Consider the following 15140-nt stretch of genomic DNA (forward strand, 5'->3'; position numbering starts at 1 on the left):
CCCGGATGGAGCGCAGCGCAATCCGGGGCGGTGCAATTCACATCCGAGACCCGGATTACGTTGGTGGTCCACAAACTCAACTTACCCCTGACCACCCGTCACCCATAGGATCTACGAGATCAGCGCTGCTCGCTCAGAAGCCGTAGGGTGGGCAAAGCGAAGCGTGCCCACCATGAAAGGGCTGGTGGGTGTAAGCGCTGGTGGGCACGGCGCGAGTGCGCCTTTGCCCACCCTACGACCGCCTCGCAATCAAGTCTTGCGCGTCTTGCTGAGCAGATAATTGTCGTAGAAGTTTTCCGCGATCTGCGTGTAGAACAGCAGCTCCTTCATATAGGCGTCGTGGCTGTCCTTGGTCCGCTTGAACAGGTCGCTCTTGGCGGCGAGCTCGTTCAGATGCTCCTGGGTCGCGTTGTAGCAGGCTTCCAGCACCGGCTGCGGGAACGCCTTCAGCTCCGCACCGTTCGCGATTAGGCGCTTGAGCGCCGCCGGATTCACGCTGTCGTATTTCTCGAGCATCCAGGCGCCGGCCGCCGATGCGGCCTGGTTGACGATCGCCTGGTACTGCTTGGGTAGCGAGGCCCATTTCTCGTCGTTGACGATCATGTGCAGCATGGCGCCACCTTCCCACCAGCCCGGGAAATAATAGTATTTGGCGACCTTCTGGAAACCGAGCTTCTCGTCGTCATAGGGACCGACGAACTCGGCGGCATCGATCGTGCCCTTCTCGAGGGCGGGATACACATCGCCGCCAGCGATCTGCTGCGGCACGACGCCGAGCCGCGCCAGCACATGGCCGCCCATGCCGGCGATGCGGAATTTGAGGCCTGTGAGGTCGTCGACGGTTTTGATCTCCTTGCGGAACCAGCCGCCCATCTGGGTGCCGGAATTGCCGCAAAGGATGGCGTGCGCCTTGAAAGGCTTGAGCGCTTCGTTGCTGAGTCCGGCGCCGCCGCCGAAGTGCCACCACGACTCCTGATGGCGATGGTTCATGCCGAAGGGCGCGCCAGTGGCATAGGCCAGCGCGGGCTCCTTGCCGATGTAGAAATAGAGCGGCGTCTGCGCCATCTCCACCGAGGCAGTGCTGACGGCATCGAGCGCCTGCAGACCGGGCACGAGCTCGCCGGCGGCGAAGGTCTGGATCTGGAATTTGTTGTCGGTGGCTTCCGCGACGTATTTCGCAAACGTCTGCGCCGTGCCGTAGATGGTGTCGAGCGATTTGGGGAAACTCGAGGTCAGGCGCCATTTGATCTCGGGCGCGCCTTGCGCGATCGCAGGGGCCGCAACCAGCGTCGTCGCGCCGGCGACCGCGCCGCCCTTGAGGAATGTACGGCGTTCCATGATGGGGTCTCTCCCTTGAAGTCAGTAAGTTTCAAACACAATGGGCTTCTGGCGACGGTCGTCGCGGACCGTTTGCCCGTTCCTATAACGGAGTTCAAGCTGGGAGGGGTAGCCCGGATAGAGCGGCAGCGCAGTCCGGGAAGGTGCCACTGACGTGCACGGACCCGGACTACGCTTTCAGCGTAATCCGGGCTACGAAGCTGTCGCTAAAGCAGCTTCGCGCTGACGAACAGCGCGCGCACTGCGTTGGTTGCCTGCACTGCGAGCATTGCGTTACCGGCGGCGCCTTCCAGCGCCGCGACCGCATCTTCATGCAGCGAGCGGAATTCCATCCATTCCACCGACTTGAAGTTGGTCAGGAACTGATAGGCCTGGCCGACGGTCGCAATCGCCAGCGTGTCACCGTTCAGCTTGATCTTGAACGTCGTGCGCAGCGGGGTCTCGGAACTTGATGGATCACTCATGGGCTGCTTCTGGACGAGGACGATTTAACGAAGGGGAAACGGCAGCCCCGCCGCGGCAGGCAAATATCAGGAATCGGTGCTCGCGCGCTGCGAGGCGGTCGCAGACCCGCGCAGATTCGGCACCACGACCAGACGGTTGAACTCGCCATTGTCGTAGGCCTTGATGAAACGGTCATAGTCCTTGATCGAGACGCAACCGTTGGAATCGCCGCGCGGTCCGAGCATGTAATTGTGGGTGAGCAGGCCGACGCGGCCGAGCGCGCTGGTGCCTTCGACCGGAGTCATGCGCAGCGCCCGAACACCGTGGAACAGCTTTTCGCGCGGCTTCAGCTCGTAGGTCGCCGGGGGCGTCGCACCGACCATCCGCCGGTCGACATGGTCGGGATTGTCCATCAGCGGGCCCAGGCCGGAATGGGCCTCGAGCGCCACGCCGCCCGGCAGGTAAACCGCCTTGGCCGAGATGTCATAGACCGCCGTCCGCGAATCGTAGCCGAGGGCCGCAAGATCGGGCGCCTTGTTGAACAACCCGCTGTCGGGCGTCAGCGAGGCCAGCTTGATCTTGTCGGTGAATTTTTCGAAGAAATTGCGGTTATCGACCCGGGGACTGGTATCGGCATACGCTTGGCTGGATGCGATCTGGGAGGCGAGATCGGCCTGGACCGGGCGCGAGCGCGGCATCGGGACGGCGTCGGCGCGCTGCGAGGGCCTCGCCTCCTCGGCCGGGGGCTGGTCGTCCTCGGTCAGGGGCTGGTCGTCTTCGGTCAGGGTCGAGCGCCAGTCATCGCCCTGGAGCTTCTCGGCGAGCATGGCCTTGGCATCGCGAAGCTTGAGCTGGACCGCGTTCAGGGCGGAGCGCTCCAGCGTCCGCAGGCCGAGTTCGCGGGCTGGCGGATTGCCGGAGGCCGAAGCGAAACGATCCTCGAATGAAGGGGCATTGACCGGCGGCAACGCGGCGGAGACCAGCGGGGTCGAATCGCCCATATCCGCAACCCACGCGGCAGCGCCAAGCGCCAGCGCGATCGCTGCCAGCGACAGCAAAGTCTTTTCGGCTCGCCCGACACGGCGGCGCGACAACAGCCTCTCGGCATGTGCTGCGTCGGAAACCATCAGATCCCCAAATCGACCCCCGGGGGCGCCCAACCCCCACCCGGAGACTCTATACCAGCTACCACATTGGGAGCCAAAAGTTAGGCATAATCGCGGCCGGCAAGGGGTCCGGCAAGACTTCCTGAGGTATCCAATGACCGATCCTTTCGATCTCAACCGCTTTGTCCGGGCCCAGGACCCGGTCTATCGCGACGTCCAGGGCGAGTTGGCCCGGGGCCGGAAGCAGACTCACTGGATGTGGTTCATCTTCCCGCAGGTCGCAGGCCTCGGCTTCAGCGCCATGTCGCAGCGCTACGCCATCGGCTCCCGTGCGGAGGCCGAGGCCTACCTCGCCCATCCCGTCCTCGGGGTGCGCCTGACCGAATGCACCAGGCTCGTGCTCGCCGTTCAGGGGCGGACCATCAACGCGATCCTGGGCGCGCCGGATGATGCGAAATTCCGCTCGTCGATGACGCTGTTCGGTGCGGTGTCCCGTGAGCCCGTCTTCGATCAGGCGATCGCCCGATATTTCGCGGGCGAACGCGACGGCGCCACGCTGGAGATCCTCGCCAAGCTCGACCGGGTATCCGGCTGAGTTGCGCGGCCATCAGCGTAAACCCGGGATTAACATCGCCTGCCTATCTTTCGTGCACAATAATTCTCCCGCGCCAATTGCCGGACAGATCATGAAAATCGGTACGCTCCTGACCACCGCCATCGTCTCGCTCTCGACCATCGGCGGCGGCCTCGCCGTCTACGTTGCCGTAACGAAATATCAGACGATGGAGCGGATCAGCGAGGCGCAAGGCCGCCTGGCGATCGTTCGCGCCGTCAGCGACATTCCCCGCTATCTCAATCCCGAGCGCGGCTTCTCCACCAACATTCTCTATGGCCCTGCCACGATCGACCCCGCGCTGCTCGCCGCGCAGGACAAGCTGCGCAAGCAGACCGACGGCGCCCGCGACAGGATGAACGGGCTGCGCAAGGAGCTGCCCGGCTCCTTCGACGATGGCAGCACCATCGGCAGCAACATCGACGGCATCAATGCGAAATTCACCGCGCTGCGCGAGGCCATCGACAAGGCGCTCGCGGGGCCTGCGGAGGGGCGCAAGGACGCCGCCAAGAAGATCGTCGTCGACAATGCCGTGCTCAACAGCGGCGTGACCGCGCTGCTCAACGAGCAGGTCCGCCGCATGGCGATTCTCAACGGCGACGCCTACCGGCAGGCCAGCTACGCCAACATCGCGATGACGCTGCGCGACGTGGGCGGCTTCAACTCCAGCCTGCACAAGAACCTCGTCGGCGGCAAGAAACCGGCGACCGACGCCGAGAAGGCCGACATCGCCCGCTCGCAGGGCCGCAACGATCAGATCGTGATGGCGCTGCAGGAATTGCGCGGCAATCCGGCGACTCCCGCGAACGTCGCCGCTGCGCTGGAGAAGTTCAACGCGGTCTATGTCGAGGAGTTCGGCCGCGAGCTCAAGCTGGTGAAGGACGGTGCGGTCAGCGGCAAGTACGAGCACGACGTGGACACTTATTACGCCGCCACGCAGCGCGGCCTCGGCACCATCATCGAGGTCCGCGACGCCTTCTACGACAACGCGGAACATATCCTCGCGGGCGCGTCCTCGGCCGCGCGCACCAGCTTCACCATCGCGCTTGCAGGCCTTGCCGCCGTGCTGATCGCGAGCATCGGCCTCGTCGTGACCGTGCGCCGCCGCGTCTGCGCGCCGATCGTCGGCCTGACGACGCGGATGTCGCGGCTCGCCGACGGCGAGGTTGCGGAAGGCATCCCCGGCGCCGAGCGCTCCGACGAGATCGGGGCGATGGCCGCCGCCGTCCAGGTGTTCAAGGACAACATGATCCGGGCCGACCGCCTCGCCGCCGAGAAGCAGGCCGAGAACGACGGCAAGATGCGCCGCGCCCAGGCGCTCGACGACCTCACCCGCGCCTTCGAGGCCAAGGTCACCGAGCTCGTCGGCGGCCTCTCGCGGGCCTCCTCCACGATGGAGACCACCGCGCAGTCGATGACGTCGACGGCGGCCCAGACCAACAGCCAGGCCGCCATCGTCGCCGCCGCCTCCGAACAGACCTCGACCAATGTGCAGACGGTTGCCAGCGCCACCGAGGAGCTGACCTCCTCGATCGCGGAGATCGGCCGTCAGGTCGCGCAATCCACCGAGATTGCCGCCCGCGCCGTCGACAATGCTCGCCGCACCGGCGATACCGCGCGCGCGCTCGCCGAGGGCGCGCAGAAGATCGGCGACGTCGTCACGCTGATCCAGAGCATCGCCGAGCAGACCAACCTGCTCGCACTGAACGCGACCATCGAGGCCGCCCGTGCGGGCGATGCCGGCCGCGGCTTTGCGGTGGTTGCTTCCGAAGTGAAGTCACTGGCCGGCCAGACCGCCAAGGCCACGACGGAAATCTCCGAGCAGATCACGGCGATCCAGTCCGCGAGCGACGAGACCGTGGCCGCGATCCGCAACGTCGCCGACGTCATCGCCGAGATCGACCAGATCGGCGCCGCGATCGCGGCTGCGATCGAGGAACAGGGCTCAGCGACCAAGGAGATCGCCCGCAGCGTCCAGGAAGCCGCCCGCGGCACCCAGGAGGTCAACAGCAACATCTCCGGCGTGCAGCGCGCCGCCGACGACACGGGAGCTGCCGCCAGGGAGGTGCTGGGCGCCGCCGAGCAGCTCTCAACCCAGTCGCGCGATCTCGCCGGCCAGTTCGACCGCTTCCTCGGCGAGGTCAGGGCCGCGTAAGCGCGCGGATTTGTAGATCCTATGGGTGACGGGTGGTCAGGGGTAAGTTGAGTTTGCGACCACCAACTCACCCAGAGGATCTACAGAACTTCCACGCGGTGAGAGCTGCTCAATAAGGCGGCGGCTTGCGCGCGCGCTGCGCTTTCGCCGCCTCGATCCACCACGCAAGATCGTCGGCAAAGCGCGGGAACGAGCGCTCGAGCGCCTTGCCGCCCTCGCCGATCGGCTCGCCGTCGGCCGACAGCGTCTGTGCGATCGGGCCGACGCCGATGGTGCTCGACACCACCACCATGCCCATTTCCGACAGCGTACCGTGCCAGGCCGTCGCGGCACGCGCGCCCGAGAGCCGCCCGGCCGAGTAGCTGACGATCGCGGCCGGACGCCAGAACCAATCTTCGAGGAAATGGTCGGTGAGGTTCTTCAGGCCGGGCTGGATGCCCCAATTGTATTCGCCGGCGACGAAGACAAAACCGTCGGCGCCGCGAATCTGTCCGGCCAGCCTCTCCAGCGCCTCGGGCGCCGAGCCCTCGGGATATTCCTTGTACATGCGGTCGAGCATCGGCAGGCCGATTGCCTTGGCGTCGATGAATTCGACGTCCTCGCCGCGGCTGCGCAGACGATTGATGACGAAATTCGCCAGGCGGATGCCCATGCGGTCGGAACGGTAGGAACCGTAGAGGACGAGAATGCGATTGCTCATGGCCGAACGGTAGCACGAAACCGACGTCCGGCCCTACTCGATTTGTCAAACTATCGCCTGCGCCCGCGCTCCAGTGTTTCCGAGGGCGCCTCGCCGAACTGGTCGCGGTAGCTTCGGGAAAAATCGCTGAGATGCCAGAAGCCGAAGGCGAGCGCCACGGCCTTGACACTGTCCGCGCCGGCGAGCAGCCGCCGTCGCACCAGCCACAGCCGGCGCAGCCGCAAATAGCGGTGCAGGCTCATGCCGCGATAGCGGCGGACGACGTCATGCATGGTGCGGACGGACAGGCCGAGCTTCCGCGCGATCTCCTCGCTATAGATCGGCTGCGACAGGTCGTCGGAGAGCAGCGCGCGGATATCCTGGAACATCTTGAAGTGCCGCTCGTCATTGGGCAGCGCGGTCCATCGCGCGCGGACCACGCTCTCGAATGCGCCGTCAACGGCCGCAAGCAGGGATTCCTTCATTGCGGCTGCCTTGAACGGCACGTCTGATTCGTCGATGGGCTCTGACGCCGCGACCAACACCTCGTGAACCACGCCGCGCAATCGGGCCAGGCTCGCGGCGGTCGTTTCGAAAATCTGGAAGCTCAGGGTCACCCGTGGCCAGCCGCGATCCGTCACCTCCGGCCTGAACACCACCGAGGCAATTTGCCGCTGCACCTCTTCGATGCTCGTGTAAGCGGCTCCGCCGCTGCCAATGACGACGACTGGTCGCGCACGCTGCGCGCCATTGAACCGAATAGGGACATCGAGGTCGTCCATCGTGAACCCGATCGCCGTGCAACTCTCGACGAGTTGTCCGTCAACCACACGCGGAAATGCGCGCGTCAAATTTACGTCGCAACCGGGTAGCGACAAAATAGTCTGCTCAGCAGAAATCCTTCGTACGAAAGGCGTGAACTCGAAATCCAGGCCTCGTATGGCGTTCCGAAATTCGTCGGCGTCTGAAAAGCGGAATGTCTTTGGTGCCAACCTTGGCACGTCATCAATACTGTTCATGGCAATATGAAATGCAACGTCGCAACCGACGCGCATCCGGCAACGGGGCCGGTTCGCTTCCCCCTTTGGTTCCCGGTCGGACCTCAAGAATCAATCCTAACGTGTCCCGATCAATTAGAAAGGGTCCACCTGAAAGGACAAGTCGGGGCGCCAAGTCCTCGCCAAATTTCGATAGCATCTCCCGAAATTCGCGGTGCATTAATACCCGACATTTAATTTCCAAAATCAAAAATTAACACCTTTGAGGCGCAATAGTCCTCGTTAAATCGTCAAAGTTATTTCGATTCAGGCTCCTGCCATGATGGCAAATTCGCCTGCTGATATTTTGGTCGAGCTGGAAGATGCGGTCGCAACGTGCCCGCTGGATCGCTGCGCTCGCATCCTCGCCGGTATCATACAGCTGCTTACGTGCAGCCGTGACCGGCCTCAGGAATTGCTCGCCAATGTGGTCGACGGCGTTTTGCTGCGTTTGACGGATCGCGTCGACGCCAGTGCACTAATTCAGCTCAGCACCGCGCTTGCCGAACTCAACGTGGCTCCGCCGAAGACCTTACGGCGTCTTGCCGCACACCACGATCCGGACGTGGCGTGCCCTGTCCTGCTCAAATCGCAGACCCTCTCCAGGGTCGACCTCGAAACGATCGCGGCCTCGGGCAGCGAACTGCAACTGTGTGCCATCGCCGCCCGCGAGCGCGTCGAGCCGTCGCTGACCGAGGCGCTGATCAAGAGCGGCGGCCGCGCCGTCCACCTTGCGCTGATCGGCAATCCCGGGGTCAAGCTCTCGGAGGCTGCGTATTCCATGCTGATCGCCCGGGCCGGGCCGGACGACGAGATCACGAAGGCGCTCGCACTCAGGCCAGATACGCCCGACCTCATCGTGCGGAAACTGCTGTCCGCCTCCAACGGCCAGGAAAGGCCGGCGAAGCTCAACGCCTCATCAACGCCGCCACACAACGCGACTGCCACCTTGGCGCCGCCCAAGCTGCCCTGCCATGCGGCCTATGCGAGCGCGAGGCCGGAGATCGTCGCCCTCAACCGCGTCGGCAAGCTCAACGATTCCACCGTCAACCGCTTCGCGATCCGCGGCGAGACCGCCAATCTGTTCACGGCACTGTCGGTGCTCTCGGGGGCGCCGCTCGACATCATCGAGCACATCATGGCCGATGAGGATTGCGAAGGTCTGGTCATGGCCTGCCGCGCTTCGCGGCTGAACTGGCAGACCACGCTGGCCATCCTGAGCAACCGCAGCGGCCGACGGCTTTCCTTTGCCGAGCGCGAACGCGCGCAACGGATCTTCGACACGCTGCTTCTGTCGACCAGCCAATGGACGGTGCGCTGGGGGGAAATCACCGCAAACGCCAAGACAAACGATAGGGCACATCGCAGCGCAAGATTGGGGGACAAGCAATGAGATTCGATGGCCGCAAGGCGGGGCGCGTTCGGATGGACCACCGGCAGCCCGTCAACCTGATGGGCTCAGACGGTACTTGGCGGCGTAGCTGTGTTCTGCTCGACGTATCGCAGACAGGTGCGAAGGTCGAGGTCGAGGGTACACTGGACGTACTCCAGGCCAAGGAATTCTTCATGGTGCTGTCGTCGACGGGGCTCGCCTTTCGGCGCTGCGAGCTGGTCTGGATCGATGGCACCACCGCCGGGCTCCACTTCGTCACCGCGGGCGGCAAGAAGAAGCCGGCGAGCGCGCCGGCAACCGCTACGCGGAATTCCGCCGGAAGCAAATAGGCCGAGAATTCATCCCGCACATTGGACCCCACGACATCCCAGGTCAAACAGTGCAGAACGCGCGAACCACGCACAGGCCCCTCGATCGTGACGGCATCCGGGATGCCGAGGCGGCCCGTCCCTTCGTGCATGTGCTGGCCGACACGTCCGACAAACTGGCAGGCATCTGCTCGATTCTCGAGGAGCGTTTCGCCGTCGCGGGCGAACGGCTCGACGCCGAGGCCAAGCTATCGCAGGTACCGTCCGCCATCGTCATCCGCGCAGAGCTTCGCGACCTCGACAACATCGCAGCCATCAAGAAACGGGCCGGCAAATTGGCCAAAGCGAAGAAGCGGATCTTCCTCATCGAGCACACTTCGCACGTCGGCGTTTCGCAAGCCTATGCGCTTGGAGCGACGCTCGTCCTGCCCGGCACGATCAGCCGGGCCAAATTGCTGTCGGCGCTGTCTGATCCGGCCGATCCGTCCTCTGCCTCGTCAGGCGAGACTGCACAGTCTGACAACGCGGTTGAGATCGGGGCAACCGCGTTCGCGTCGATGTTCACGGCGGTCACCCTCGACCAACCCCTCGACGTGGACGGCACCAAGGAAGCCGGCCGCCAGATTGCCGATCGCATCACAGAGCATGGTCTGTCGGAATGGCTCACGACGGTGCGGCGCCATCACGAAGGAACCTATCAGCACTGCCTGATCGTGACCGGTGTCGCCATCGACTTCGGCCTGAGCCTCGGCGTCGGAAGAGCCGATCTGGAGCGCCTCTGCTCGGCGGCCATGTTCCACGACATCGGCAAGGCGCAGATCCCGCTCGCCATCCTCGACAAGCCGGGCCGTCTCGATTCCGACGAGCGCGCCCTGATCGAGACCCATCCGGCCGCCGGCTACGAGTTTCTGAAGGGTCACGGCAAGATTTCGCCGGAGATCCTCGATGCCGTGCGCCATCATCACGAATATCTCGACGGGAGCGGGTATCCGGATGCCCTCTGCGCCGAAACCATTGGCGACATCGTGCGGATTCTCACGATTTCCGACATCTTCGCGGCGCTCATCGAGCACCGGCATTACAAGCCGACCATGCCGCGCGCGGAAGCCTACGACATACTGCGCGGGATGGCCGGAAAGCTGGAGAAGGCGCTGGTGACCGCGTTCAAACCGGTCGCGCTCACGAGGTGAGCGCGTCGACTGCGCCGCGAACCGGCTAGTGCGTTGCGCGGTATTGGGCGCGGTGCGGAATGGAACGGCAGGCCAGCCCGTCAGCCAGCAGCTTCATGTCCTCGTGCTTGCCGCTGCGGATCAGCCGGCCGAACTCTTCGGGTGTGAAAGGAAGACTTGGATCATCATCGATCGGGCGCCGCACTCGCGGACCGAAGAACCATCGAACCAGGCTAGCCAGCCGCCGCATCTCAATTCCCTCGCGCCAGCAACAAACCTCTCAGCCTGCATATTGTTCCTCCCGCACCTTCGAGATTGCAAGAGCTTGCCAGCGACTCCGCACCAAAAAAATTCCGCAGAGAACAATCTCCTCTTCGTCGTGCTAATCGGCAAAACCCACGTACCGCACGAACTCCTCGTTAAGTTCGCGGTCCGAGCGAACGGCATTCGCGGCAAAGCCATCGTCGGGATAGCCCATCGCGACGCAGGTCATGATCACCTCGTCCTCCGGAATCTTCGCGACCTCGCGCACGATGTCGGAGCGCATGATGCCTTGTCCATTGATCACCGAACCGAGGCCGCGGTCCCACGCCGCGAGCACGATGCCGTAGCAGAGCGCGCCGAGATCGAAATGGCAGACCGCGCCGGGATCGAGCACGCGGTCGTAGGTCAAGACCAGCGAGACCGGCGCGTCGAACTGGCGGAAGCCGCGCAGCACCCAGTCCTGGCGCATCGGCTTGTCGTCGCGCGCGATCCCCATCGCGCCGAACAGCTTCTTGGCGATGTCGACCTGTCGCGTGCGATGCACGCCCTGGTACTCGCCATGGCTGACGATGTCACGCTTGACCTTGGCGCCGGCGATCATCTCCTCCATGTTGCGGCGGCGCACCTCTTCCAGCGGGCTGCCGGTGAGCACGTGGACATGCCAGGGCTGGGTGTTCATCGACGACGGCGCGCGCTTGGCGCTCTCGATGATCGCCTCGATCACCGCGCGCGGCACCGGCTCGTTCCTGAAGCCGCGCACGCTGCGGCGCGACTGGACCAGCGTTTCGAATTCCACCTCAAGACCTCCCTGCCCGTTCGTCCGGCGTTGCGCTAGAACCGCCGGTTGCCGACGCGGCGCGCAAAATCTATGCTAACCCGCAAGCAAGACCAACAACCCTGGAGGAGCTGTCATGGCCGCGCCGCTGGATCCCGTGATCGCCGAGATCATTCCGCTCATGCCGATGCGCGATCCCGCGGTCATGACGCCACAGAGCGCCCGCGATTCCTTGCGCGCACTGGCTGCCTCGCGTGCCGCCATACCGCCCCCGCCCGTCGACAGCGTGCAGGATATCAAGGTGAAAGGCGGCGCCGGCCCGCTCGATGCCCGCGTCTATCGGGTCGGCACCACGCCGGCACCGACTGTGGTGTTCTTCCATGGCGGCGGCTGGGTTGCGGGCGACCTCGAGACTCACGACCGGCAGGCGCGCAACCTCGCGATCGAGACCGGCGCGGTCGTCATCTCCGTCGACTATCGCCGCCCGCCCGAGACGCGCTTTCCCGGCGCCTTCGAGGACGCCTTCGCGGCGGTGAGCGACATCTTCAACCGCGTCGCGGAATTTGGCGGCAATGCAAAGCGCGTGGGCGTTGCCGGCGACAGCGCCGGTGGCAATCTCGCGGCGACCACCGCAATCGCCTGCCGCGATGCCGGCATCAGGCTCGCCGCGCAATTGCTGGTCTATCCCGTGACCGACGTCCTCGGCAGCTATGCGGATGCGCGCGAGAACGCGCGCTATCCCTCGCGCGCCGAGAATGCCGACGGCTACTTCCTCTCCCGCGCGGTGATGGAATGGTTTTGCGGCCACTATCTCGCCGATCCCGGCCATGCTTCGGACTGGCGGGTCTCGCCACTGCGCGCGGCATCCCTCGCCGGCGTCGCGCCGGCGGTCGTGACCACCGCCTGGTTCGATCCGTTGCGTGACGAAGGCGCGGCCTATGCGCGGGCACTGGAGGCCGCCGGCGTGCGCGTGAAGCACCATGAGGGCCCCGGCCTGATCCACGGCTATTTCGGCATGGGCGATGCTTCGGACGTCGCGCGCGCCGAGGCGCAGCGTGCACGCGCCGACTTCAAGGCGCTGCTCATGCGCGGCGTATAGGGATGCGACAAATCCGTAGCCTGGATGGAGCGCAGCGGAATCCGGGTTTCGTCTCACGCGGACGGTCGAGCGATACGGTTGGTCTGCCCCCGGATTGCGCTTCGCTCCATCCGGGCGCTACAGGACCGGCTAGATGCTCCCGCCCGCTGCGCGTCGGTGTGCCCCCACGTCTCGTCCCAATCCTGACCGGCGGCATCGACGACACGGCCGTCGGCTTCGAAGAACTTGTTCGGCACCTGGAAGATCGCCAGGATCAAGGCCCCGTCCGGGCACCAGGCGGCGTGCCGGCTGCCCGCCCCGCGCCAGATGAATTCGCCGGCCTTGCAGGCGATCCCCTTGGCCGGTCCCTCCTTGTCGACGAGCGCGCCCTCAATGACGTAGCTCTGCTCGATTCCGACATGCTCGTGATCGGGCAGCACCGATCCCGGCGCAAAGCGCATCAAGGCGGTCATCAGGCCGCTGCTGCGATCGAACAGCAGTGTCTTGGCCTCGCAACCTGGAAACCGCGTCTTTTGCCAGTCCATCTCTTGCGGCTGAACCAGGTGAGAATGCCGGTCGGCGGCTTCCTGGTCTATCGGGATCACGGCGTCCATCACGATGCTCCCTCTCTATCTCAAGCGTCCGAAGCTAGCAGGATCGCCCGGCCTGGTCAGCGAGCAGTGCAATAAGTGGGGCGTTTGCCGATCGCGCCCGAAAAATCGGCAGGCCGACCGGATGACGCCCGCTCATCCTGCTTGATTGCGCCACGATTCCCGGCTCCAATCCTCCCGCCATTTCTGGTTTAGGGAGACACCCATGATGAAGCGGATTTTCCTCGCGGCGATCGTTGCCACCTTTGCAGCGGGCTCGGCCTTCGCGCAAGAAACCTGCGAGAGCAAGGCGATCGGCAAGGACGGCAAGCCCCTGGCCGGCGCCGCCAAGACCTCGTTCCTGAAGAAGTGCAAGGCCGACGCCTGCGCACCCAAGGCCGTCGGCTCCGACGGCAAGCCGCTCGCCGGCGCCGCCAAGAACAGCTTTATGAAGAAGTGCGAGACCAGCGCGTAAGGCGCTGCGAATTCCGCTGCTTCTTTCGTGGGCGATCGCTCCACGAACTCGTCATGCCCGGGCTTGTCCCGGGCATCCACGCCTTGACCGCAGGAAATAACGTCGATGGCCGGGACAAGCCCGGCCATGACGGCGAGAAGGCAGTCAATCCCGTTTGAACCGATAGTCGAACGCGTCGCGCAGCGGCCTGATCAATCCCACCGTCGGCGCCGGAAAATGCACCGGCAGGATCAGCGTGTCAGTGTCCGCAACCGAAGCGAAGAACTTTCGCCGCGACACCGCCGACTGCTTCGGATCCCAATCCGGCTTCGCCGACCAGTCCGGCTCGCGGCACTGGATCTGGTGATGCATGAGATCGCCCGCGACCACCGCGCGCTGGCCCTTCGAGACAATGTTGACGCAGCAATGGCAGGGCGAATGCCCCGGCGTCGGCGTCAGCGTCACGGTGTCGTCGAGCGCGTAGTCGTCATCGACCAATAGCGCCTGCCCCGCTTCGACGATCGGCAGGCAATTGTCGCGAAACACGGTGCCCGGCGGATTGCTGCCCTTGGCGTGCTCGGCTTCCCAGGCCGCGTACTCGCCCTTGTGGAAGACGTATTTCGCGTTCGGGAACGTCGGCACCCAGCGCCCGTCGCGCAAGGTGGTATTCCAGCCGGTGTGGTCGATATGCAGATGCGTGCAGAACACGTAGTCGATCTGCTCGAAGCCGATGCCGAGCGCGAACAATTCGTTGCGCCAGCGCTCCTTGCCGGGAAAATCGAACGGCGGCGGATGGCCCTTGTCCTCGCCGGTGCAGGTGTCGACCAAAATCGTGTAGCGCGGCGTGCGGACCACGAAGGTCTGGTAGGTGATCACCATCATGCCGCGCGCGGCGTCGAACACCTCCGGCTCCATCGTCGGCAGATGGCGGGCGAACACGCCCTCGTCATAGGCCGGGAAAAAATCCTGCGGCCGCCGCCACGGCCCTTCCCGCTCGATCACCGCATCGATGGTGATATCGCCGATCCGCAGTTGCTTCATGGTTGTTTCGCTCCCGTTTTTGAGGGAGCGTAACGAGAGCGCCAGGGATCTTCAAGCAAGCGAGTTCATTGAAGTTCTCTCGATTTGCTTGTAGCCCGGATGGAGCGAAGCGTAATCGGGGAAAGCCCCTCGCATGGTCCGCTATCGTCGCAATTTCGTCCCGGCCGGGACCTTCTTCTTCACCGCAACGCTGGATGATCGACGATCATCCGTGCTGATCGACCATGTCGACAAACTACGCGGCGCATTCCGCACGACGCGCGTCGAACGACCATTCGAGATCGACGCGATCGTGGTCCTGCCTGATCACCTGCACGTCATCATGACGCTTCCGGACGATGACGCTGATTTCTCCGGGAGATGGCGACGTATCAAAAGCCTGTTCACTCACCGGCTCGCAGCTTCCAGCGCCCCAATCTCCCGCAATCATCGCGGCGAGTTCGCCCTATGGCAGCGGCGATTTTGGGAGCACACAATTCGCAACGACGCCGATTTCGAGCGCTGCGCCGACTACATCCATTTTAATCCCGTCAAGCACGGCCTTGTCTCATCGCCGACAGATTGGCCCTATTCTTCGCTCCATCACTACGTCCGCGCTGGCTTGCTACCCGCCGACTGGGGCGGCACCGGCGAGATAGACGGCAACTTCGGAGAACGCGGCGAGTGATCCCGGATTACGCTGACGCTCCATCCGGA

Annotated in this window: 17 protein-coding genes; 8 read left to right on the top strand and 9 right to left on the bottom strand. The window is 64.3% G+C overall.

Annotated features, from left to right (window positions below; translation table 11 throughout):
- Positions 1-249: 249 nt before the first annotated feature.
- The 3 genes from CWO91_RS37225 to CWO91_RS37235 all read right to left on the bottom strand — a co-directional run bounded on the left by CWO91_RS37225 (position 250) and on the right by CWO91_RS37235 (position 2840).
- Complete coding sequence (locus CWO91_RS37225) at positions 250-1338, bottom strand: TRAP transporter substrate-binding protein (RefSeq protein WP_130220398.1); 1089 nt, start codon at positions 1336-1338, stop codon at positions 250-252.
- 206 nt (positions 1339-1544) lie between these two features.
- A complete protein-coding gene (locus CWO91_RS37230; RefSeq protein WP_024338019.1) occupies positions 1545-1802 on the bottom strand; it encodes a hypothetical protein in 258 nt (85 codons plus the stop codon).
- A 66-nt stretch (positions 1803-1868) separates the two neighbouring features.
- Positions 1869-2840 carry a DUF2778 domain-containing protein gene (locus CWO91_RS37235; protein ID WP_130220408.1) on the bottom strand — a complete coding sequence of 324 codons (972 nt, stop codon included), beginning with the start codon at positions 2838-2840 and terminating at the stop codon, positions 1869-1871.
- A 202-nt stretch (positions 2841-3042) separates the two neighbouring features.
- Between CWO91_RS37235 and CWO91_RS37240 the strand changes: the two genes are divergently transcribed.
- A complete protein-coding gene (locus tag CWO91_RS37240; RefSeq protein ID WP_130220399.1) occupies positions 3043-3483 on the top strand; it encodes a DUF1810 domain-containing protein in 441 nt (146 codons plus the stop codon).
- Between the two features lie 91 nt (positions 3484-3574).
- On the top strand, positions 3575-5656 hold the full coding sequence (locus tag CWO91_RS37245; RefSeq protein ID WP_130220400.1) for a methyl-accepting chemotaxis protein: 2082 nt from the start codon (positions 3575-3577) through the stop codon (positions 5654-5656).
- A gap of 109 nt (positions 5657-5765) precedes the next feature.
- Here the strand turns inward: CWO91_RS37245 and CWO91_RS37250 are convergent, their stop codons facing one another.
- Both CWO91_RS37250 and CWO91_RS37255 read right to left on the bottom strand, forming a co-directional pair.
- On the bottom strand, positions 5766-6356 hold the full coding sequence (locus tag CWO91_RS37250; RefSeq protein WP_130220401.1) for an NADPH-dependent FMN reductase: 591 nt from the start codon (positions 6354-6356) through the stop codon (positions 5766-5768).
- Between the two features lie 50 nt (positions 6357-6406).
- Positions 6407-7354 carry an AraC family transcriptional regulator gene (locus CWO91_RS37255; protein WP_130220409.1) on the bottom strand — a complete coding sequence of 316 codons (948 nt, stop codon included), beginning with the start codon at positions 7352-7354 and terminating at the stop codon, positions 6407-6409.
- Positions 7355-7652: 298 nt separating this feature from the next.
- Between CWO91_RS37255 and CWO91_RS37260 the strand changes: the two genes are divergently transcribed.
- From CWO91_RS37260 to CWO91_RS37270, 3 genes are read left to right on the top strand one after another with little or no spacing between them, the layout of a single operon-like run.
- Positions 7653-8765, top strand: coding sequence for a DUF2336 domain-containing protein (locus CWO91_RS37260; RefSeq protein ID WP_130220402.1), 1113 nt, complete (start codon positions 7653-7655; stop codon positions 8763-8765).
- Positions 8762-9094 carry a PilZ domain-containing protein gene (locus CWO91_RS37265; protein WP_091899116.1) on the top strand — a complete coding sequence of 111 codons (333 nt, stop codon included), beginning with the start codon at positions 8762-8764 and terminating at the stop codon, positions 9092-9094. Before CWO91_RS37260 ends, CWO91_RS37265 begins: the two co-directional genes overlap by 4 nt.
- Before the next feature lie 50 nt (positions 9095-9144).
- Entirely contained in the window at positions 9145-10263 is a 1119-nt protein-coding gene (locus tag CWO91_RS37270; protein ID WP_130220403.1) for an HD-GYP domain-containing protein, read from the top strand.
- A 25-nt stretch (positions 10264-10288) separates the two neighbouring features.
- Here the strand turns inward: CWO91_RS37270 and CWO91_RS37275 are convergent, their stop codons facing one another.
- Both CWO91_RS37275 and CWO91_RS37280 read right to left on the bottom strand, forming a co-directional pair.
- Positions 10289-10492, bottom strand: a complete 204-nt coding sequence (locus CWO91_RS37275; RefSeq protein WP_091899114.1) for a hypothetical protein — start codon at positions 10490-10492, stop codon at positions 10289-10291.
- Between the two features lie 132 nt (positions 10493-10624).
- Entirely contained in the window at positions 10625-11302 is a 678-nt protein-coding gene (locus CWO91_RS37280; RefSeq protein WP_130220404.1) for a nitroreductase, read from the bottom strand.
- A 115-nt stretch (positions 11303-11417) separates the two neighbouring features.
- On the opposite strand from CWO91_RS37280, the gene CWO91_RS37285 reads away from it, so the two are divergent.
- Positions 11418-12380, top strand: a complete 963-nt coding sequence (locus CWO91_RS37285; RefSeq protein WP_130220405.1) for an alpha/beta hydrolase — start codon at positions 11418-11420, stop codon at positions 12378-12380.
- 53 nt (positions 12381-12433) lie between these two features.
- Here CWO91_RS37285 and CWO91_RS37290 read toward each other — a convergent pair whose 3' ends face one another.
- A complete protein-coding gene (locus CWO91_RS37290; RefSeq protein ID WP_245471492.1) occupies positions 12434-12973 on the bottom strand; it encodes a cupin domain-containing protein in 540 nt (179 codons plus the stop codon).
- 202 nt (positions 12974-13175) lie between these two features.
- On the opposite strand from CWO91_RS37290, the gene CWO91_RS37295 reads away from it, so the two are divergent.
- Positions 13176-13424, top strand: coding sequence for a hypothetical protein (locus CWO91_RS37295; protein ID WP_128934182.1), 249 nt, complete (start codon positions 13176-13178; stop codon positions 13422-13424).
- Positions 13425-13568: 144 nt separating this feature from the next.
- Here the strand turns inward: CWO91_RS37295 and CWO91_RS37300 are convergent, their stop codons facing one another.
- Positions 13569-14444, bottom strand: a complete 876-nt coding sequence (locus CWO91_RS37300) for an MBL fold metallo-hydrolase (protein ID WP_130220406.1) — start codon at positions 14442-14444, stop codon at positions 13569-13571.
- A gap of 133 nt (positions 14445-14577) precedes the next feature.
- Here CWO91_RS37300 and CWO91_RS37305 point away from each other — a divergent pair, with 133 nt between their 5' ends.
- A complete protein-coding gene (locus CWO91_RS37305; RefSeq protein WP_130220407.1) occupies positions 14578-15111 on the top strand; it encodes an REP-associated tyrosine transposase in 534 nt (177 codons plus the stop codon).
- The last annotated feature ends 29 nt before the right edge of the window (positions 15112-15140 follow it).

This window comes from Bradyrhizobium genosp. SA-3 (genome assembly GCF_004212635.1).
Taxonomy (GTDB): Bacteria; Pseudomonadota; Alphaproteobacteria; order Rhizobiales; family Xanthobacteraceae; genus Bradyrhizobium.

Coding starts and splice junctions, on each gene's coding strand:
- CWO91_RS37225 (WP_130220398.1), bottom strand. CDS start 1,338: ATGGAACGCCGTACATTCCTCAAGGGCGGCGCGGTCGCCGGCGCGACG.
- CWO91_RS37295 (WP_128934182.1), top strand. CDS start 13,176: ATGATGAAGCGGATTTTCCTCGCGGCGATCGTTGCCACCTTTGCAGCG.
- CWO91_RS37230 (WP_024338019.1), bottom strand. CDS start 1,802: ATGAGTGATCCATCAAGTTCCGAGACCCCGCTGCGCACGACGTTCAAG.
- CWO91_RS37260 (WP_130220402.1), top strand. CDS start 7,653: ATGATGGCAAATTCGCCTGCTGATATTTTGGTCGAGCTGGAAGATGCG.
- CWO91_RS37290 (WP_245471492.1), bottom strand. CDS start 12,973: ATGGACGCCGTGATCCCGATAGACCAGGAAGCCGCCGACCGGCATTCT.
- CWO91_RS37305 (WP_130220407.1), top strand. CDS start 14,578: ATGGTCCGCTATCGTCGCAATTTCGTCCCGGCCGGGACCTTCTTCTTC.
- CWO91_RS37250 (WP_130220401.1), bottom strand. CDS start 6,356: ATGAGCAATCGCATTCTCGTCCTCTACGGTTCCTACCGTTCCGACCGC.
- CWO91_RS37255 (WP_130220409.1), bottom strand. CDS start 7,354: ATGAACAGTATTGATGACGTGCCAAGGTTGGCACCAAAGACATTCCGC.
- CWO91_RS37240 (WP_130220399.1), top strand. CDS start 3,043: ATGACCGATCCTTTCGATCTCAACCGCTTTGTCCGGGCCCAGGACCCG.
- CWO91_RS37300 (WP_130220406.1), bottom strand. CDS start 14,444: ATGAAGCAACTGCGGATCGGCGATATCACCATCGATGCGGTGATCGAG.
- CWO91_RS37285 (WP_130220405.1), top strand. CDS start 11,418: ATGGCCGCGCCGCTGGATCCCGTGATCGCCGAGATCATTCCGCTCATG.
- CWO91_RS37245 (WP_130220400.1), top strand. CDS start 3,575: ATGAAAATCGGTACGCTCCTGACCACCGCCATCGTCTCGCTCTCGACC.
- CWO91_RS37275 (WP_091899114.1), bottom strand. CDS start 10,492: ATGCGGCGGCTGGCTAGCCTGGTTCGATGGTTCTTCGGTCCGCGAGTG.
- CWO91_RS37265 (WP_091899116.1), top strand. CDS start 8,762: ATGAGATTCGATGGCCGCAAGGCGGGGCGCGTTCGGATGGACCACCGG.